The sequence below is a fragment of the Microbulbifer aggregans genome (genome assembly GCF_001750105.1).
In the GTDB taxonomy this organism is placed as follows: Bacteria; Pseudomonadota; Gammaproteobacteria; order Pseudomonadales; family Cellvibrionaceae; genus Microbulbifer; species Microbulbifer aggregans.
In genome coordinates, this window is the sequence record NZ_CP014143.1 from 2,522,530 (window position 1) to 2,541,101 (window position 18,572).

Consider the following 18,572-nt stretch of genomic DNA (forward strand, 5'->3'; position numbering starts at 1 on the left):
TGTCGAACGGGGGTTCTTGCACGCCGATCCGCCATATACAAAAAAGGCCCACACTTTCGTGCTGAAAGTGGCAGGTACAGGGGTGGGTTCGGGGCGGGACTGATGGGCGCCATTCGTGGCGCCCACCCTGCGGGCGCCTTCGCTGCGCTACGGCGTCCAAAATTGCTCCCGGCAATTTTGTCGAACTAGGGTACTTTCACGCCGATCACCCATATACGAAAAAGCCCCACTCTTGCGAGTAGGGCTTTTTCGTATATGGCGGACCGGACGGGACTCGAACCCGCGACCTCCGGCGTGACAGGCCGGCATTCTAACCAACTGAACTACCGGTCCGCATTCCTTGCTTCCCCGCTTTAACCTGCCAGGCAGGTGAGGGGAAGTGGTGGGTGGTACAGGGGTCGAACCTGTGACCTACGGCTTGTAAGGCCGTCGCTCTCCCAACTGAGCTAACCACCCCGCGTCAGGAGCTGCGTATAGTAATGAAATTTTCCGGCGCGTCAACGCCTTGTGTGAAAAAATTTTTGTCTTTCAAAGGCTTGCGCGGCTTTCCAGTTTTACGCAGGCATGGGACGGTCGCTGCGGCACTGCTATAATCGCGCAAATTTCCATCGCAATCCCTGAGAGGGAGGTCCCCTTGAGACCGATTCGCTGGTCCGCCCATTTCGCCGCGGCGCTCTTTGCGCTGTGTCTCGCTGTGTCAGCCGGCGCTGCCGTCGATGCCGAGCCCCTGTCGTCGCCCGAGTTGGAAGCGCGCTACAAGGTCTTGATCGAGGAGATGCGCTGTCCGAAGTGTCAGAACCAGAACCTGGCGGGATCCGATTCACCGGTGGCCAATGACCTGCGACGGGAGATTCGCCGGTTACTGGAGGAGGGGTTCAGTGATGCGGAGATTACTGAATACATGGTTGCCAGGTACGGGGATTTCGTCCTGTACCGGCCCCCGCTGCAGCGCAACACGGTAGCGCTCTGGTTGGCTCCGGGCGTCTTTGCGGCGCTAGGCCTGCTGGCCCTGGTGGTGATTGTGGTGCGCTCGCGCAGTGGGCGGGGAGCTGCACAGGAGGAGGCCAATCCCGGGCTGACGGATGATGAGCGTCGGCGGCTCCAGCAATTGCTGGGGACGGATACCGACGATCTGAACGAAAGTGAGAAAAATCGCGATGACTGAACTCTGGCTCGGTTTGGCCCTGCTGGCACTGGTGCTGGTATTTGTTGTTCTCTGGCCTGCGGTTCGCGGGGCCGGTACCGCTCGAAGTGGTGATAAGCGCCAGGCGCTCGCCACGCTCTACCGGGAGCAGCGTGCGGAGCTGGAGGCCTCCCTGGCGACTGGTGCCATCGATCAGTCCCAGTTCGAGGAACTGGAGGCGGACATGGCCCGCAATCTGCTGGCTGCCGAAAAAAACTCTGGCCGGGCAGTCGGTCACGCCAGCGGGCGGGGATTACTGATTGGCCTGGCGGTGATCCTGCCGCTGGCAGCGGCAGGACTTTACCTTGCCTCGGGGCATTACCAGGGCCTGCAGTTGCACCGGAAGCTGATGCAGAGCCAGCAGGGCGGAGTTGATGCTGCAGGTGAAAAGCAGCTGACCGAGCAGTTGCAGGCTTGGACCAAAGAGAACCCGGACGACCTGACCAGCCGCTTTGTGCTGGCCCAGCGCCTGATGGCATCCGGTGATCTGCCCGGCGCTGTCGCGGCCTACCGTTACGTCGCCGAGCGCGAGCCCCGGGCCGCGGACGTCAAGGCGCAGCTGGCCCAGGCGGTGTTCTTTACGGCGGGCTCAAAGGTCACCGATGAGGTGCGTCAGCTGGTGAGTGAAGCCCTTGCGGTGCAGCCTAACAACGGCACAGCGCTGGGTTTGGCCGGAATTGCAGCTTTTGAAGATCGGGACTACCGCGCGGCTCGCGATTACTGGCGTCGGGCACTGAGTCAGTTGAGCCCGGACTCCATGGCGGCGCAGGCTCTGGCGGCTGGGGTCGCCCGGGCTGAGCGCGCGCTGGCCGAGAGCGGTGACGGGGCTGATACAGAAGCTGTAGCGACAGCGGTTGCGGCTGGCGATTCCGGCCCGGTCATCCGGGTCAGCGTCAGTCTGGCAGATGACGTGACTGCGGCTGCGGAAACCCCGGTATTTGTCTACGCCCGCTCTGCGGAGAGTCCGATGCCACTGGCGATCGTTCGTCTGCAGGCGGGTCAGCTGCCGACCGAGGTGGTACTGGACGAGTCCCGGGCGATGATGCCCGGTCGCTCACTGGCTACAGTGGATTCAGTCCAGCTGGTGGCCCGCCTGGCGCTGCACGGAGATGCGCGCCCGGCACCGGGAGACTGGCAGGGCACCATTGAGATCTTGCCGGAGGCGCGGTGGGGAGAGCCGCAGACCATCCGTATCGATCGAGAGCTGTAGCGGGGTATGAGCCCCCCACTGCCGGCGGTAAATTTGCGCTGAAACCACCGGCGCCCCCATGTACAATCAGCCTTTGGTGTGGCCACAGCTCGCCGGCATAAAACAAATACCGAGTTACAGAATTCATGCGTCTGAAGTGCATCAAGCTTGCGGGTTTCAAATCCTTCGTTGACCCGACCACTGTCCATTTCCCCTCCAACCTCAGTGCCGTGGTAGGTCCCAACGGCTGTGGCAAGTCCAATACCATCGATGCCGTGCGCTGGGTAATGGGGGAATCGTCCGCGAAAAACCTGCGCGGCGACTCCATGACCGATGTGATCTTCAACGGTTCCAGCGGCCGTAAGCCGGTGGGTCAGGCCTCCATCGAACTGGTATTCGACAACTCCGAGGGCAAGCTGACCGGCGCCTACGCCGCATTCTCCGAAATTTCCGTCAAGCGCCGCGTGACCCGCGACGGACAGAATACCTATTTCCTCAACGGCGAGAAGTGCCGCCGCCGGGATGTGACCGACCTGTTCCTGGGTACCGGTCTGGGCCCACGTAGTTACGCCATCATCGAGCAGGGCATGATCTCCAAGCTGATCGAAGCCAAGCCCGAGGATCTGCGGGTCTACATCGAAGAGGCTGCCGGTATCTCCAAGTACAAGGAGCGCCGCCGCGATACCGAAAACCGCATGCGCCGTACCAAGGAGAACCTGGAGCGCCTGACGGATATCCGCGATGAGCTGGATCGCCAGCTTGCGCGCCTCGAGCGCCAGGCCGCTGCAGCGGAGAAATACAGCCGTTTCAAGGAAGAGGAACGCTCGCACAAGGCACATCTGCAGGCGCTGAAGTACCGCGACCTGAACGAGCAGGCCAAATCAAAAGAGCAGCAGATCGGCGAACTGGAGCTCACTGTGGAAGAGCTGGTGACCCGTCAGGTTACCTGTGACACCGAGATCGAGCAGAAACGGGTCGGCTATCACGAGCTCTCTGACAGCTTCAACGAGGTGCAGGGGCGTTTCTATGCGGTGGGGGCCGATATCGCCCGTATCGAACAGAGCATCGCCCACGCCCGTGAGCGCAACACCCGATTGCAGTCGGACCTGCAGCAGACCGAGCACGAGTTCCGCGAGGCGGAAACCGGCCTCGAGACAGATCGCGAAAAGGCCGAACAGTTTGAGGCGGAGCTGGAAGTTATCCTGCCGGACCTGGAGATGGTCCAGGCCGCGGAGGAGGAGTCCGCCGAGGCCCTGCTGGCTGCCGAAGAGCAGATGCGCGAGTGGCAAAACGAGTGGGACCAGTTCAACCAGGGCGCATCCGGCTCCCGCCAGAAGGCAGAAGTCCAGCAGTCCCGGATCCAGCACCTGGAGACCTCCCGCCAGCGTCTGCAGGAGCGCATCAATAAATTGCAGGCGGAGCAGTCCGGCCTGCAGGACAGTGGTGACGACAGTGAGTCCGAGCAGCTCAGTGAGCAGCTGGCGGAGCTGGAATTGCAGGCGCTGGAGCGCCGCGAGTCCGTTGCCGAGAAGAATGAACAGCTGAGTGAGTTGCGCTCGCGCGACCGTGATCTCGGCGGTGAACTGGACCAGCTGCGGCTCGAGCTGCAGACCTCCCGTGGTCGCCAGGCGTCCCTCGAGGCGCTGCAACAGGCGGCGCTGGGGCAGGGCAAAGCCGTGGAAAACTGGCTGCAGCAACAGGCGCTAGCGGACAAGCCGCGTCTGGCCGACCAGATCACAGCCAGCGCAGGCTGGGAAAAGGCGGTGGAAACCGTGCTTGGCGCCCAGCTCCAGGCAATTTGTGTAGAGCAGCTCGACAGCCTGTCCGAAAGCCTTGCCGGCCTTGAGAGCGGTCAGGCGGTATTTATCGACAGCGGCGCGATCAGCCCCTCGGAAACCGGTAGCTTGCCCAAGCTGGCAGACGTGGTGGAGGGGCCTGCGGCTCTCGCCGGCGTCCTCTCGGGGATCCATACCGCCGAAGACCTGAACGCGGCACTGGCCGTGCGCAGTCAGCTGAAAGCCCACGAATCGATCGTCACCCGCGACGGTCTGTGGCTGGGTCCGAACTGGCTGCGTGTGAGCCGCGCCAGCGATGCAGAGTCCGGCGTACTGGCCCGCAAGCAGGAGCTGGAGGAGCTGGAGCAGGCCATCGCCTCCTGCGAGGAGCAGATCGAGAAGCTCGCCGCCGAGCGCGAGGACGTTCGCAGCAAGCTGGCGGAACTCGACGAGGCGATCGAGCAGGCCCGCAGCGAAGTAGAGCAGTTCAGCCGCCGCGAGGCGGAACTGCGCAGCCAGCTGTCTGCTCGTCGCGCCCGCGCCGAACAGATGAGCGAGCGCCGCACCCGTGTCGAACAGGAACTGACCGAGGTTCGCGAACAGCTGGAGCTTGAGGGGGAGTCCCTTTCTGAGGCCCGCCTGTTGCTGCAGGAAGCAGTGGAGGCGATGAGCGAGGACACCGATCGCCGTGAGGACCTGCTGGCCAGTCGCGACGAATTGCGGGAAGCCCTCGATGCAGCCCGTCAGCGCGCCCGCGAGGACAAGGATCGCGCCCACGAACTGGCCATGCGTGAACAGTCGGTTCGTACTCAGAAGATCTCCCTGGAGCGCACCCTGCAGGTCATGCGGGAACAGGTGGAGCGCCTGCGTAGCCGCCGCGAACTGCTACAGGAGCAGATGGCCGAAGCCCAGGACCCCTCGCAGGACTATCAGGCCGAGCTGGAGGAAAAGCTGGCCAACCGTCTCGACGTGGAAGCGGAGCTGGCAGACGCGCGCAAGAAGCTGGAAGAAGTCGAGACTGGCCTGCGTGAACAGGAGCAGGAACGGCACAAAGTGGAGTCCGCCCTGCAGGGCGTACGTGCCCAGCTGGAGCAGGAGCGCCTGTCTGCCCAGACCCTGGAAGTGCAGCGCAATGGCCTCGTGGAGCAGCTCAACGAGAGCGACCACGACGTGGATCAGGTGCTCGAGGAGCTGCCAGACGACCTGACAATCGGCCAGGTGCAGGAAAACCTCGAGTTGGTGGCCGCGCGGATTTCCCGTCTCGGTGCCATCAACCTGGCTGCTATCGATGAATACAAGCAGGAATCCGAGCGCAAGCATTATCTGGATCGCCAGTACGGTGACCTGACTGACGCGCTGGAAACCCTGGAAAATGCGATCAAGAAAATCGACCGCGAGACCCGCACCCGCTTCAAAGAGACTTTTGACCAGGTGAACTCTGGCTTGCAGGAGCTGTTCCCGAAAGTCTTCGGCGGCGGCCACGCCTATCTCGAGCTCACCGGCGAAGACCTGCTGGATACCGGTATTGCGATCATGGCCCGGCCCCCGGGCAAGCGAAACAGTACCATCCACCTGTTATCCGGTGGGGAAAAGGCACTGACCGCGATTGCACTGGTATTTTCCATCTTCCGCCTGAATCCGGCGCCGTTCTGTATGCTGGACGAGGTGGATGCGCCGCTGGACGACGCCAACGTGGGTCGCTATGCGCGCATGGTGCAGGAAATGTCCCAGCACGTGCAGTTCATTTACATCACCCACAACAAGATCGCTATGGAGATGGCGGACCAGTTGCTGGGGGTCACCATGCACGAGCCGGGTGTATCCCGACTGGTGTCCGTGAATGTGGAAGAGGCCGCCGAGCTGGCTTCGGCTTGAGGACGCGTAAGGGAGAGACGCGATCATGGGCAACTGGCTGATCACAATACTGGCTCTGATTCTGCTGCTGGCAGTGCTGGACGGCGTACGCAGGGCTTACCTGCGCCACCGTGCATCCTTGCGGGAGTCCGACAACTTGTCCCGCGCCATGCGTCGAGACGCATACGGCGATGACGAAGATGTACTGTCGCCGCCGCGGAAAGTCGAATCGACAAAGGTCGAACCGGAAGAAGACGATTTCTGTGATCCGGAAGAGGAAGAAAAGCGGCGACAGATCGCGGCTGAGCTGCCCGGAAGTGTGCGGGTTGTTCAGCGCCGGGCCCTGGAGGAGGCGTTTAATGTGAATCGACAGGTACAGGAGAGCTTCCAGTCCTCCCGCAAGCCCCTGGCGGGGAGCCGACCTGAGCGTGAGGCACCAGAGCAGGTGCCCCTCAACCTGGATGATCAGGTGCCGACGCTGATGGACTCTGTTCCCGCAGAGGAGCATCGCCGTGAGCCGGAGCTGGATGAATCCGCGAGCCTGGGCGCACTGGAGGCCACTCCGGTCGCTGAAGATTCCCCGGAGGCGGCAGCCGTTATGAAAGAGAATCCTCTCGAAGCGCAGGAGCCGCGCCCGCAGCCAGTGAAAGCGGAGTCACCGGCGCCGGAGAGCCGTCCAAGTGTAGAGCCTCGGACTAAACCGAAAACCACCCGTCGCGAGCGCAGCCACGTCGAGGAAGTGTTGATCATCAACATCATGGCGCCGGAGGGGGATCACTTTGAGGGCAACGACCTGCTTCGGGTCCTGCTCTCTTCCGGCCTGCGTTTCGGGGAAATGAATATTTTCCACTACCACGAAGAGGGCAGTGACGACGGCCCGGTAGTGTTCAGCCTCGCCAATATGGTGGTGCCGGGCGTGTTCGACCTGGGCCAGATGGAGGATTTCACGACCCCGGGGGTCAGCCTGTTCCTGGCGCTGCCGGTGGAGATGGAGGCGATCCAGGCTTTCGAGTTGATGCTGTCGGTATCCCGTGAAATTGCCACACAGCTCGGCGGAGAGCTCAAGGATGAAAATCGCAGTGTCTTCACGGCACAGACTGCAGAGCACTATCGCCAGCGCGTCGTCGAGTTCCGCCGTCGCAAGGCGCTCGCCCGGGCCCTTGCCTGAGGCGATTTCCGCCCCTTGGTTGCTGCCGGCCCAGTTCCCGTCGGGCCGGGAATCCCCGCCAAATTCCTTGTTTTTACTGAGACACGATGACCGATAACAAAGTCCCCGTAGAAAAGCGCGAGCGCGCTCAGGAGCTGCACGACATCCTGCAGCGGGCCAACTATCAGTACTATGTTCTGGATGCGCCGGAGCTGCCAGATGTTGAGTATGACCGTCGCATCCGCGAGCTGCAGGAGCTGGAAGCGGAGTACCCCGAACTCGTTTCTCCGGATTCCCCGACCCAACGTGTCGGCGCGGCACCACTGACGGAATTCGCCGAGGTTCGCCACCAGGTCCCAATGCTCTCTCTCGACAATGCTTTCGACGATGACGAGCTGCGCGAGTTCGATCGTCGTGTACGCGACAGGCTCAACAGCCCGGATGCGGTGGAGTACGCCTGTGAACCGAAGCTCGATGGTATTGCCATCAGCCTGCTTTACCGCGATGGGGTGCTGGAGCGGGCAGCGACTCGCGGCGACGGTACCACCGGTGAAGACATTACTCAGAATGTGCGCACGATCGGCTCGGTACCCCTGCGCCTGCGCGAAAAAGATGTGCCGCAGGTGCTGGAGGTGCGCGGCGAGATCTACATGCCCAAGGCGGGCTTTGCCGAATTGAACGAAAAGGCCCGCAAAGACGGTGAGAAAATTTTCGTCAATCCGCGCAATGCGGCGGCGGGCAGCCTGCGGCAGCTGGATTCTCGCGTAACTGCACAGCGGCCACTTGAGCTCTGCGCATACGGCGTAGGGCAGGTAGAAGGGGCAGAGCTGCCAGAGCGGCATACGGAAGTTCTCAAGCAGTTGAATCGCTGGGGCTTTCGCATCAACAAGGAAATGCTGGTCGCCGAGGATATTGATGCGTGTATCGAATATCACCGGCAACTGGGTGAGAAGCGGGAGGGACTCCCTTACGATATCGACGGTATCGTGTTCAAGGTGAACAGCATACCGCTGCAGCGGCGATTGGGTTTTGTCGCCCGCGCACCGCGATGGGCCATGGCTTACAAGTTTCCCGCCCAGGAAGAGATGACGGAGCTGCTGGATGTGGAATTTCAGGTAGGTCGCACGGGTGCAGTGACCCCCGTGGCCCGATTGAAGCCCGTGTTCGTCGGCGGCGTTACCGTTTCCAATGCGACGTTGCACAACCGCGATGAAATCAAACGCCTGGGTGTAAAGATCGGCGATACCGTCGTGGTCCGCAGGGCCGGGGACGTGATTCCCCAGGTGGTCTCGGTGGTCGAGAGCAAGCGTCGGGCCGATGCCCGCGATATTGTGTTTCCCGATCACTGCCCGGTCTGTGGCTCACCGGTGGAGTCTACGCCCGGCGAGGCCGTCGCCCGCTGTTCCGGTGGCCTGATCTGCAGCGCGCAGCGCAAGCAGGCCATCAAACACTTTGCATCCCGCAAGGCAATGGATGTTGATGGTCTCGGTGACAAGCTCGTCGACCAGCTGGTGGATGAGGGGTTGCTGCATTCTGTTTCGGGCCTGTTTCACCTGACAAAAGAGCAGGTGGCCGGGCTGGAGCGAATGGGGGAAAAGTCAGCTCAGAACCTGCTCGACGCGCTGGAGCGGAGCAAGGACACCACTTTACCGAAATTCCTCTATGCGCTGGGCATTCGTGAGGTTGGCGAGGCCACCGCGCGCAATCTGGCCCGCCATTTTGGTGACCTGGGGCCACTGATGCAGGCCAGTGAAGAGGACTTGCAGGAGGTCGAGGATGTTGGGCCGGTAGTGGCACACTTCGTTGCCGAATTTTTCCAGCAGACGCATGCTCAGGAGGAAATCGAGGCGTTGCGTCAGGCCGGCGTACACTGGTTCCCCGAGGAGACCGGCGGCGAAGCGCAGCCGCTGGCCGGGCAGACCTGGGTGCTGACCGGTAAGCTGGAAACCCTGTCGCGCAGCGAGGGCAAGGACTACCTGCAACGGCTGGGTGCCAAAGTGGCAGGCAGCGTTTCTGCAAATACAGACATGGTAGTGGCCGGTCCGGGAGCGGGTTCAAAACTGAACAAGGCGCGGGAACTGGATATCTCTGTGATGGATGAGGACCAGTTCCTGGATTTCCTGCGTGAAAACGGGGTTGAAATCTAAGGTTGGTTTCAGCTGTAGGGTGCCGCGTTGTCGATTGCGCGGCGCCCGACGAAAATTTTTCCACTGTGCGAAGGCGGTTGTAGCTTTATTCTCGCTCCACCGTTAAAGTGGATGCTCCTGAGAATTTTGGTCGGACATTTTTTGTTCGGTCGCGCGGTGCTGAGGAAGGAACAGGTGGGCGATCAGGAATCCATTGTCTACGGCTGTATTAAAGACAGTAACAGCCTCGCTGGCGGTGCCGATCGCCGGCGTGTCAATCGCGAGGCCGTGCTCTCGCTCCCCAGTGCCGATGAGTGGCCTTTTCTCTGCCGCGATATGTTTTCTATTCCTACCATCAAGGTCAAGCAGTCGCAGTACCAGACCGATGTGATCCACTTTGGTGCTTCCTATCGTGCAGTGGAGTACGAGTGGCGTCACTGGATCGAGAAGTTCGAGGAACTGCTGCATAAAATGTACTGGGTGTCGGCCACTGTACATCTGGAGACAGAACTTTCCGGAACCCATTCCTTTACCTGGGAAGCGCCGGGCCTCTACCACGAGCCGGGCAGTGGAGACATGCAGGTCCGCTGTGAATGGACCCAGGAAGGGCGGGTCAGCATCTAAGCGCTGCCCGCTTCTCACGTTGCTATCTTCTCGCTGTCGTCGGGCATCGTCCATCGACGGTGGAATCCAGCGCTCAAAGGCGCAATTTCCCACCTGCTATGCTTAAGCGGTCTCCGGCTGCCAGCCGTCTTGTCCCTTTCCCGATAGCTTGAGGATCAGAATCGCTTGGACTCAGCCCCTGCTCTCGATGCCGGCGCTGCCACGTACGTCGCACTCTATACCCATATCCGGGTGATCCTCGGCATCGTGGTGGGGTTGGGGTTGACGCATCTCCTGCGTAACCTGGCGCGTATCGTTGAGGAGCCGAGAGACGACCGGGTGTATTGGATCCACCTCGGTTGGGTGGCTTTTGTCCTGCTTTACCTGCTTCAGTTCTGGTGGTGGGAGTTTCGATTCACGAAAACCGGTGAGATAGGCCTGGGTACTTACCTGTACCTGATCACCTACGCACTATTGCTCTATCTGCTCTGCGCCTTCCTGTTTCCGGAAAAGAGTTCGGCTCCGAAAAATTACACTGAGCTTTTTTACCTGCGGAGAAAGTGGTTTTTCGCCGTACTGGCGCTGGTCTTCGTGATTGATTTCGGTGATACCCTACTGAAAGGCGGGCAGTACCTGATCGCTTTGGGCAGCTTGTACGTATGCCGTAACCTGTTCTTTTTTACCGGTAGCCTGATCGCAATCGCCACAAGAAACAGGGTGTACCATGGGGTATTCCTTGTAACGGGTGTTGTCTTCCAGATTTTTTATTTCTTTTTTGAATACGGTTCGCTGGAGATATGAACGAAAAATTTAGAACGGAAAAGGATAGCCTCGGCGAGGTCCGGGTCCCCGAGTCCGCACTTTACGGTGCGCAGACACAGCGGGCCATCGACAACTTCCCGATCAGTGGGCAGGCTCTGCCGGTTGAATTTATCCAAGCCGTAGTGCTGATCAAGAAGTCCGCTGCGCAGGCCAATTGTGACCTTGGGCTGCTGTCCGAGGAGATGACCGCGGCGATTGTCGATGCCTGTAATAGTCTCTCGGAAGAGGATTACTTGAGGCAGTTCCCGGTGGATGTGTACCAGACTGGCTCGGGAACCAGCACCAATATGAATGTCAATGAGGTGCTCGCCCACATCGCCCGGCGCGACAGCGGTTTAAACATCAGCCCCAACGATCACGTCAATATGGGCCAGAGCAGTAATGACGTGATCCCCAGTGCGATACATGTCTCGGCGCTGCTGGCCGTGCGCGATGCCCTGTTGCCTGCCTTGCGTCATCTGCACAGTGCGCTGGACGAGAAGGCGGTGTCTGTCGAGGGCGTGGTCAAGACCGGCCGCACCCATCTGATGGATGCTCTGCCACTCACCATGTCGCAGGAAATCGGGGCCTGGGCTGCACAGGTCGAGCACTGCAGGGAGAGAATTCGCGGCGCACTGCCGAGGCTCGCGCAGCTGGCCCAGGGCGGAACCGCGATCGGCACGGGACTGAATGCCCACCCGGAGTTTGCTTCCCTCTTCGCGCAGAAACTGAGTGCTAATTCGACGCATCAGTTTGCTCCTGCAGACAATCATCTGGCCGCGATTGCCAGTCAGGATACCGCGGTGGAACTCTCCGGGCAGCTGCGGGTGCTGGCCGTGGCTATGATGAAAATCGCCAATGATCTGCGTTGGATGAACAGCGGACCACTGGCGGGACTCGGTGAAATCGAACTACAGGCTCTGCAGCCGGGCAGCAGTATCATGCCGGGCAAGGTGAACCCGGTGATCGCCGAGGCCGTGGCGATGGTATCCGCTCGGGTGATGGGCAATGATGTAACCATCGGCGTGGCAGGGCAGAGCGGCAACTTCCAGCTTAACGTGATGCTGCCGTTGATAGCCCACACGCTTCTCGAAAGTATTGGGCTGCTGGCCAACAGCGCGCGGCTATTGGCGGATAAGGCGGTCACACCATTTACGGTCAATGAGGGTAATATCGAGCGGGCACTGTCCCGTAATCCGATACTGGTGACGTCACTCAATCCGGTGATCGGCTATGCGAAAGCGGCTGAGATTGCGAAGGAAGCGTACCGTACAGGCCGACCCGTGCTGGAGGTGGCGAAGGAAATGACAGACCTGGGCGAAGACAGGTTGAAAACACTACTGGATCCCGCGCGTCTGGCTATCGGGGGGCTGATCAAAGATCAGGAATAGGGGATTGGGATCCTTCTTCGCAAAGCATTCTGAGTAGCAGCTGACGAAGTTAGGTCAGTACCAGAAGGCCGACAATGATGGCGGCAATCACGGCTGCGAGGACTTCCAGCACGCGAAAGAGGCGGCGCAACGCAAGTCGATCTTCGCTGCGGTACAGGAGTCTCTTGCTCATGCTTACCTCCCCCGGCGTTGACAGTGGATGGTCGATGCATCACGATTCCGCGCCGCACGGGTATCTTCCTCGATACTCCGAGTCTAGTGTCGCGACTGATTGGCGACCAAGTGTTCACGTTTAATCCGGTATTGGGGCGAGATCATGGCAAAGAAAAGTCGACGTTCGTTTGTGACCAGTGTGCTCGCCTGTGTTGCTTTCGTAGCTGCTGCGATCTGGAGCTGGGACCTGCCGGTCCGGGATGTGCTTTCCTACCTGGTGCTATTACTGATCTTCCTCGCGGTCATTATTACTGCCGCTCTGGGCTTCGGTGCCCTGTTGAACTGGCTGCGCGGACGCAAGAAGTAAATGGGCGAGCCGGATAAGGATATTCGTATCCCCATTGCCTACCTCGAGCGGTTGCTCGATGAGGCTGCGAGACACGGCTGTCGCCGGGAAGAATTGCTCGCTGCAGTGGATATCAGTGAAGATGAACTGGTCGGTGCCGCGGCTTTCTCCGCGCTCAAGTACGGACGGCTTTACCAGCGCGTCATGTGGCAGGTGCAGGATGAGTGGTTCGGCATGCTGAGCGGCGGCCGGGTGCGCTCAGGCTCCTTCCGCCTGCTGTGCCTGACGGTAGTGAACTGTGCGACGGTGAGGCAGGCGATTACGCTGAGCGCCGAATTCATGGAGATCTGCCGCGGTTTCAAGGTAAAGCCGGTTCTTGAGTCCGCTGGCGAAAGCCGCGAGCGGGTGGCGATTCGCGGCATCAGCTCACTGGAAGAGGGCGAGTTCGAGCACCTGATCGCCGATACCACGCCCAGTATTATCCGCACCACACTGGCTGTCTGGCACCGCTTCTATTGCTGGCTGGTGGGCCGTGAAATCCCGCTGGCGCGGCTGCACTTCTCTTTTCCCTGCCCGGAAGAGTTCCAGACCCTGGCGCAGAGTGAAGCGGGTGAACTGCTGTTCGAGCAGTCCTGCAACGCGCTGGAATATGACAGTCGCTACCTCGACTATCCGGTCGTGCAAAGCCCGCAGACGGTCGAAGACTTTATCCGCACCGCGCCCTACCACCTGGTGATCAGTGATGGCAGCGCCAACAGTATCAAGACCAAAGTGAAAACCATCCTCAACCGGGATGTCAGTGAGTCCATGCCGGCGGCGGAGCTGGTGGCAGAGCGGTTAAACATGTCGGTCACGACTCTGCGCCGGCGCCTGCAGCAGGAAGGTACTTCCTACCAGAAGTTGAAGGACGAGTGCCGCATGGAGGCCGCTTTCCACTATCTGAGCTGCCCGGATCTTTCCAACGCCCAGATTGCGGAAATGCTCGGTTTCGACGAGTCCAGCGCGTTTTTCCGTGCGTTCAAGAAATGGACCGGCATTACGCCGGGGGAATACCGGAGCCGCAAGGCGGGCTAAATCCTGTTATTGGCCGCTTTTTGGCGGCTCTGTTCACTGTCTGTGCAACCACCCGATCACGCCCCGATTTGTCATTGCTTTGGACGGATTTCGCCATAGAGCAAATTTGTCCGTTACTACTATGATGAACGAAACCTAGATACTAGTCACAAAACTGACCGGGCGGTTTCAGTCAGGTCAGGGATCAAACAGCGAACTGAGGGTAGCAGGATGACCGACATCAAGATTCCACTGCGCGACATGCGTTTTACCATGCGCGAGCTGCTGGACTGGGACCAGCACTACGCCTCCCTGGGATACGACGAAGCCTCTCCTGACCTGGTCGACGCCATCCTGGAAGAGGGTGCCAAGTTCTGTGAAAACGTCCTGGCCCCGCTGAACGCGGTGGGTGACCAGCAGGGCTGTACCTGGAAGGACGGTGAGGTCACCACACCCGAAGGCTTTAAAGAGGCTTACCAGCAGTTCGTGGAGGCGGGCTGGCCGTCGCTGGCTCACAACCCCGAACACGGTGGTCAGGGCCTGCCGCCGTCACTGGGCACCATCATGAGCGAAATGGTGGGCACCTCCAACTGGTCCTGGGGTATGTACCCGGGCCTGTCCCACGGCGCCATGAACACCCTTGAGGCCCATGGTACCGACGAGCAGAAGGCCACCTACCTGACCAAGCTGGTAGAGGGTACCTGGACCGGCACCATGTGTCTGACCGAGCCGCACTGCGGTACTGATCTGGGCATTCTGCGCTCCAAGGCCGAGCCGAACGCTGATGGCTCCTATTCCATTACCGGTACCAAGATCTTTATCTCCGCCGGTGAGCACGACATGGCGGAAAACATCGTCCATATCGTTCTGGCTCGCCTGCCGGATGCGCCGGCCGGCACCAAGGGTATCTCCCTGTTCATCGTACCCAAGTTCCTGCCGAACGAAGACGGTTCTGCAGGCGAGCGCAACGGCGTGGTCTGCGGCTCTCTTGAGCACAAGATGGGTATCCACGGCAACGCCACTGCGGTACTGAATTTTGACGGTGCCAAGGGCTTCCTGATCGGTCCGCCCAACAAAGGCCTGAACTGCATGTTCACCTTTATGAATACTGCGCGCCTGGGTACTGCGCTGCAGGGTCTGGCGCATGCTGAAGCGGGTTTCCAGAAGTCCCTGGCCTATGCCAAGGATCGCCTGCAGATGCGCTCCCTGTCTGGCCCGAAGAATCCGGAAGGGGCCGCCGACCCGATCATTGTGCACCCGGACGTACGCCGTATGCTGCTGACCCAGAAGGCCTTTGCCGAGGGTGGTCGCATGCTGATTATGCTCTGCGCACAACAGGTGGACCGCACTCACAAGGGTTCTGACGAGGAAAAGAAAGAAGCGGAGGATCTGCTGGCTTTCCTGACCCCGATCGCCAAGGCTTTCCTGACAGAAACCGGTTTCGAGTCTGCCAACCTGGGTCTGCAGTGTTTCGGTGGCCACGGCTATATCGCCGAGTGGGGCATGGAGCAGAACGTACGCGACGCCCGTATCTCCACTATTTATGAGGGCACCACCGGTATCCAGGCGCTGGATCTGTTGGGCCGCAAGGTACTGATGAGCCAGGGCGAACTGCTGCGCAAGTTCACCAAGCAGGTTCACAAGTTCTGTCAGGCGGAAGTCGATACGGAGGCGCTGGCGCCGTTCGTCACCAAGCTGCAGGAGCTGAACAAGGAGTGGGGCGACGTCACCATGCACGTTGGCGCCAAGGCGATGGAAAACCCGGACGAAGTGGGTGCGGCGTCTGTCGACTACCTGATGTACTCCGGCTACGTGGCCATGGGCTTCCTGTGGGCCCGTGCAGCGAAAGTGGCCAATGACAAGCTGGCGGCAGGCGAGGGCGATGCCGACTTCTACCGCGCCAAGCTTGCTACTGCACGTTTCTACTTCGACCGTATTCTCCCGCGCACGGCGACCCACGCCGCCGCGATGAAGAGCGGTGTAGAAAACCTGATGGAGCTGGACGCAGAGCACTTTGCCTTCTGAGTCCGAGCACCTGGTGCAACCGCCGGCCGAGCCGGCGGTTTTTTTATGCCGAGCCCCTGCGCGCTGCCGCGTGGATGGGGCTTGCTGAATTCGCTCTGGTAGTAGGACCGCAGTATGCAGTTGCCGGAACCCATCATTGAGCGCCTACAGCGGCTCTCTTGTTTGCACCCACTCACTCGGGTACAGTTCCGGCTGCCGGATGCCAGCGATTTCTACGTGATTTTGCCTCCCTGTGGGGAGAATGGCCCGTTGATTTCCCGGTTCGGGCAGACAGATGACCCGCGTGTGGTACTGGAGATGTCCGAACGCACCCTGGATGCCATCCTGGGCGGTACCCTGAGTGCTCGCCATGCATTCCTGCTCGGGGATCTCTGTTACACCGGTGATCGGGATCTCGCGGCTGCACTGGCGGATCTGTTTCCGGTGGCCTGACGGCCATTATTCAGCCGCCCCAGCGGCACACAGGCTTCAATTGTTGTCGGGCGAATTCATAATCAGTCAAACGCCTGGCGGCAGATAAACAATAATTAACGGATCCGTAGAGCCGGGATTCGGCTATAAACGGACTGAGAGAAAACAACAACAGGATTGGGAGAAGAAAGTTGGACCTCGACCGCAGCATCATTGACGTATTTTCAGACGCCTGCGCCAAGTTCGGTGACAGGCCGGCATTCACTTGTCTCGGACATACCCTATCTATATCCGATATCGATAAGCTGAGCGGCCGCTTTGCCTCCTACCTGCAAAATCACACTAACCTGAAACCCGGCGACCGCATTGCGGTGCAATTGCCCAATGTATTGCAGTATCCGGTTGTTGTATTCGGTGCCATGCGCGCTGGCCTGGTGGTGGTCAATACCAATCCGCTTTACACGCGCCGGGAACTGAAGCACCAGCTCAACGACTCCGGTGCCAAGGCGTTGGTCGTGCTGGCAAACATCGCCGATACCGCCTCTCAGGTGATCGAGGAGACCGGGGTAGAGACAGTGATCGTCAGTGAAATTGCCGATCTGCACAGCCCCCTGAAACGCACCCTGATCAACAGTGTTGCCAAATACATCAAGAAGATGGTTCCGGAGTTTTCCTTCCGCAATCAGGTCAATTTCCGCGACGCCATGGGCCTGGGAGGCAAGGCGCCTCACCAGGACGTGAAGCGTAGTCCGGAAGATGTTGCTGTGCTGCAGTACACCGGCGGAACAACTGGCGTGGCCAAAGGGGCCATGCTCACCAACCGTAACCTGGTCGCCAATATGGAGCAGGTACGCGAAGCGCTGGGAGACTCCATCAAGGAAGGCGAAGAGATCTATATCGCGCCTCTGCCGCTTTATCATATTTATGCCTTCACTATTCACTGCATGTCCCTGTTTGCCACCGGCAACCACTCCATCCTGATTCCGAACCCGCGCGATATTCCGGCGTTCGTGAAGACGCTGAAGGGCATCCGCTTCACCGGATTTGTCGGCCTGAACACATTGTTCAACGGCCTGATGCGCAACCCGGATTTCGCCGAGCTCGATTTCAGCAAGCTGCACACCACCGCGTCTGGCGGCATGGCGCTGACCCGCGACACCGCCAAGCGCTGGGAAGAGATGACCGGCTGCGTGGTTACTGAGGGTTACGGTATGACCGAGACCTCGCCAGTGGTGTCTTTCAACCCGGCGGAAGCGGTGCAGCTGGGTACCGTAGGTAAGGCGGTGCCGGCCACCGAGGTGAAGGTCATCGACGAAAACGGCAATGACCTGCCGAACAATACGCCGGGCGAATTGTGCGTGCGGGGCCCGCAGGTGATGAAAGGCTACTGGCAGCGCGAAGAGGCCACTGCCGAGACCATCGACAGTGAAGGCTGGCTGAAGACCGGCGATATGGCCGTGATTCAGGACGACGGTTACATCAAGATCGTCGATCGCAAGAAAGACATGATCATCGTTTCCGGTTTCAACGTGTACCCGAATGAAATTGAAGACGTGGTCAGCGCCCACGACAAAGTTACCGAGGCCGCAGCCATCGGTATTCCCGACGAGAAGAGCGGTGAGATGGTGAAGCTCTTCGTGGTGAAGGCCGATGACTCACTCTCCGAGGAAGAGTTGATCGCCTTCTGCCGCGATAACATGACCGCGTACAAGGTTCCGAAGCAGGTGGAGTTCCGTGATGAACTGCCGAAGACCAATGTCGGCAAGATCCTGCGCCGCGAGCTTCGTGACGAGGAAATGAAAAAGATCGAGGCGCTGGAAAACGCCTGATTCCGCTGATTTTTCCCGTTATCAAAAAGCCCCGCTGGAAGCAGCGGGGTTTTTTTATGTCTGGGCGTAAGACTAAAGCGAAAGCCAGCCGGGCGCTCGACCACTCTCCTTGCACCACTGCTCTGCATTTGTTTTGTCGCCAGCTGCGCTATAACTATCTGGCACGATGACGAGTCGGAGAGTGGAATGGGTGATCCTGAGGAACACAGTCACCTGGTGCATGAGGAACTGCCAAAGGAGCATGAAGATCCCCTGATTCGCATATTGCATGGGGCGATCCGGAACTCTGTCAGGCTCCTCGCCATATTGATGGCCTTGGTGATCCTCTGGTCGGTGGCGGATGTGGTGTATGTCATCTACAGCCGCTTGACTGAAGAGCCCGTGTGGCTGCTGGATCACAATGACCTGTTCGATGTCTTCGGTGCCTTTATGCTGGTACTGATCGCCATCGAGATCTTCATTAACATCCGCCTCTATCTCGGTTCGAATGTCATCCCGATACAGCTGGTGCTGGCGACAGCACTGATGGCCATTGCGCGGAAAGTGATCGTGCTGGATTTGACTGATACCGAGGCGCTGCACATCTTTGCCATTGCCACTACCGTGCTTGCACTGGGGCTGGCTTACTGGCTGGTAGCAAAGAAAAATTGAAAGCGCAGTACTGGGGAATGCAGGGAACTGGCGCA

15 protein-coding genes and 2 tRNA genes are annotated in these 18,572 nt (G+C 59.8%); 14 read left to right on the forward strand and 3 right to left on the reverse strand.

Annotation, left to right across the window (positions count from 1 at the left end; all coding sequences use genetic code 11):
• Positions 1-256: 256 nt before the first annotated feature.
• A tRNA-Asp gene (locus AUP74_RS10940) sits at positions 257-333 on the reverse strand.
• 47 nt (positions 334-380) lie between these two features.
• Positions 381-456: transfer RNA gene (locus tag AUP74_RS10945), tRNA-Val, on the reverse strand.
• Positions 457-634: 178 nt separating this feature from the next.
• Here AUP74_RS10945 and AUP74_RS10950 point away from each other — a divergent pair.
• The 8 genes from AUP74_RS10950 to AUP74_RS10985 all read left to right on the forward strand — a co-directional run bounded on the left by AUP74_RS10950 (position 635) and on the right by AUP74_RS10985 (position 12,069).
• On the forward strand, positions 635-1,165 hold the full coding sequence (locus AUP74_RS10950) for a cytochrome c-type biogenesis protein (protein WP_226999765.1): 531 nt from the start codon (positions 635-637) through the stop codon (positions 1,163-1,165).
• Positions 1,158-2,393, forward strand: coding sequence for a c-type cytochrome biogenesis protein CcmI (gene ccmI, locus AUP74_RS10955; RefSeq protein WP_069947598.1), 1,236 nt, complete (start codon positions 1,158-1,160; stop codon positions 2,391-2,393). The genes AUP74_RS10950 and ccmI overlap by 8 nt, the downstream gene beginning before the upstream one ends.
• 125 nt (positions 2,394-2,518) lie before the next feature.
• Positions 2,519-6,022 (forward strand): chromosome segregation protein SMC, encoded by a 3,504-nt coding sequence (smc, locus tag AUP74_RS10960; RefSeq protein ID WP_069947599.1) that lies wholly within the window; start codon positions 2,519-2,521, stop codon positions 6,020-6,022.
• A gap of 25 nt (positions 6,023-6,047) precedes the next feature.
• Positions 6,048-7,169, forward strand: coding sequence for a cell division protein ZipA (gene zipA / locus AUP74_RS10965; RefSeq protein ID WP_069947600.1), 1,122 nt, complete (start codon positions 6,048-6,050; stop codon positions 7,167-7,169).
• Between the two features lie 86 nt (positions 7,170-7,255).
• Complete coding sequence (gene ligA, locus AUP74_RS10970; RefSeq protein WP_069947601.1) at positions 7,256-9,295, forward strand: NAD-dependent DNA ligase LigA; 2,040 nt, start codon at positions 7,256-7,258, stop codon at positions 9,293-9,295.
• Between the two features lie 174 nt (positions 9,296-9,469).
• Positions 9,470-9,898: a hypothetical protein gene (locus tag AUP74_RS10975; protein WP_069948844.1), complete on the forward strand. Its 429-nt coding sequence runs from the start codon at positions 9,470-9,472 to the stop codon at positions 9,896-9,898.
• A 165-nt stretch (positions 9,899-10,063) separates the two neighbouring features.
• Positions 10,064-10,678 carry a hypothetical protein gene (locus AUP74_RS10980; RefSeq protein WP_069947602.1) on the forward strand — a complete coding sequence of 205 codons (615 nt, stop codon included), beginning with the start codon at positions 10,064-10,066 and terminating at the stop codon, positions 10,676-10,678.
• Positions 10,675-12,069 (forward strand): class II fumarate hydratase, encoded by a 1,395-nt coding sequence (locus AUP74_RS10985; RefSeq protein WP_069947603.1) that lies wholly within the window; start codon positions 10,675-10,677, stop codon positions 12,067-12,069. The genes AUP74_RS10980 and AUP74_RS10985 overlap by 4 nt, the downstream gene beginning before the upstream one ends.
• 49 nt (positions 12,070-12,118) lie before the next feature.
• On the opposite strand, the gene AUP74_RS17505 is transcribed toward AUP74_RS10985, so the two are convergent.
• Positions 12,119-12,241: a hypothetical protein gene (locus AUP74_RS17505; protein WP_257785514.1), complete on the reverse strand. Its 123-nt coding sequence runs from the start codon at positions 12,239-12,241 to the stop codon at positions 12,119-12,121.
• A gap of 144 nt (positions 12,242-12,385) precedes the next feature.
• On the opposite strand from AUP74_RS17505, the gene AUP74_RS10990 reads away from it, so the two are divergent.
• The 6 genes from AUP74_RS10990 to AUP74_RS11015 all read left to right on the forward strand — a co-directional run bounded on the left by AUP74_RS10990 (position 12,386) and on the right by AUP74_RS11015 (position 18,537).
• On the forward strand, positions 12,386-12,589 hold the full coding sequence (locus AUP74_RS10990) for a hypothetical protein (RefSeq protein WP_069947604.1): 204 nt from the start codon (positions 12,386-12,388) through the stop codon (positions 12,587-12,589).
• On the forward strand, positions 12,590-13,642 hold the full coding sequence (locus AUP74_RS10995; RefSeq protein ID WP_069947605.1) for an AraC family transcriptional regulator: 1,053 nt from the start codon (positions 12,590-12,592) through the stop codon (positions 13,640-13,642).
• Between the two features lie 210 nt (positions 13,643-13,852).
• Positions 13,853-15,646 carry an acyl-CoA dehydrogenase C-terminal domain-containing protein gene (locus AUP74_RS11000; protein WP_069947606.1) on the forward strand — a complete coding sequence of 598 codons (1,794 nt, stop codon included), beginning with the start codon at positions 13,853-13,855 and terminating at the stop codon, positions 15,644-15,646.
• 114 nt (positions 15,647-15,760) lie between these two features.
• Positions 15,761-16,078, forward strand: coding sequence for a hypothetical protein (locus AUP74_RS11005; protein ID WP_069947607.1), 318 nt, complete (start codon positions 15,761-15,763; stop codon positions 16,076-16,078).
• A gap of 170 nt (positions 16,079-16,248) precedes the next feature.
• Positions 16,249-17,886 carry an AMP-binding protein gene (locus AUP74_RS11010; protein ID WP_069947608.1) on the forward strand — a complete coding sequence of 546 codons (1,638 nt, stop codon included), beginning with the start codon at positions 16,249-16,251 and terminating at the stop codon, positions 17,884-17,886.
• 186 nt (positions 17,887-18,072) lie between these two features.
• Entirely contained in the window at positions 18,073-18,537 is a 465-nt protein-coding gene (locus tag AUP74_RS11015; protein ID WP_193427337.1) for a phosphate-starvation-inducible PsiE family protein, read from the forward strand.
• Positions 18,538-18,572 lie beyond the last annotated feature (35 nt).

Bases quoted from the DNA above. Each gene is read 5' to 3' on its own strand.
- ccmI (WP_069947598.1), top strand. From the start codon at position 1,158: ATGACTGAACTCTGGCTCGGTTTGGCCCTGCTGGCACTGGTGCTGGTA.
- smc (WP_069947599.1), top strand. From the start codon at position 2,519: ATGCGTCTGAAGTGCATCAAGCTTGCGGGTTTCAAATCCTTCGTTGAC.
- zipA (WP_069947600.1), top strand. From the start codon at position 6,048: ATGGGCAACTGGCTGATCACAATACTGGCTCTGATTCTGCTGCTGGCA.
- ligA (WP_069947601.1), top strand. From the start codon at position 7,256: ATGACCGATAACAAAGTCCCCGTAGAAAAGCGCGAGCGCGCTCAGGAG.
- AUP74_RS10985 (WP_069947603.1), top strand. From the start codon at position 10,675: ATGAACGAAAAATTTAGAACGGAAAAGGATAGCCTCGGCGAGGTCCGG.
- AUP74_RS17505 (WP_257785514.1), bottom strand. From the start codon at position 12,241: ATGAGCAAGAGACTCCTGTACCGCAGCGAAGATCGACTTGCGTTGCGC.
- AUP74_RS10990 (WP_069947604.1), top strand. From the start codon at position 12,386: ATGGCAAAGAAAAGTCGACGTTCGTTTGTGACCAGTGTGCTCGCCTGT.
- AUP74_RS10995 (WP_069947605.1), top strand. From the start codon at position 12,590: ATGGGCGAGCCGGATAAGGATATTCGTATCCCCATTGCCTACCTCGAG.
- AUP74_RS11000 (WP_069947606.1), top strand. From the start codon at position 13,853: ATGACCGACATCAAGATTCCACTGCGCGACATGCGTTTTACCATGCGC.
- AUP74_RS11005 (WP_069947607.1), top strand. From the start codon at position 15,761: ATGCAGTTGCCGGAACCCATCATTGAGCGCCTACAGCGGCTCTCTTGT.
- AUP74_RS11015 (WP_193427337.1), top strand. From the start codon at position 18,073: ATGGGTGATCCTGAGGAACACAGTCACCTGGTGCATGAGGAACTGCCA.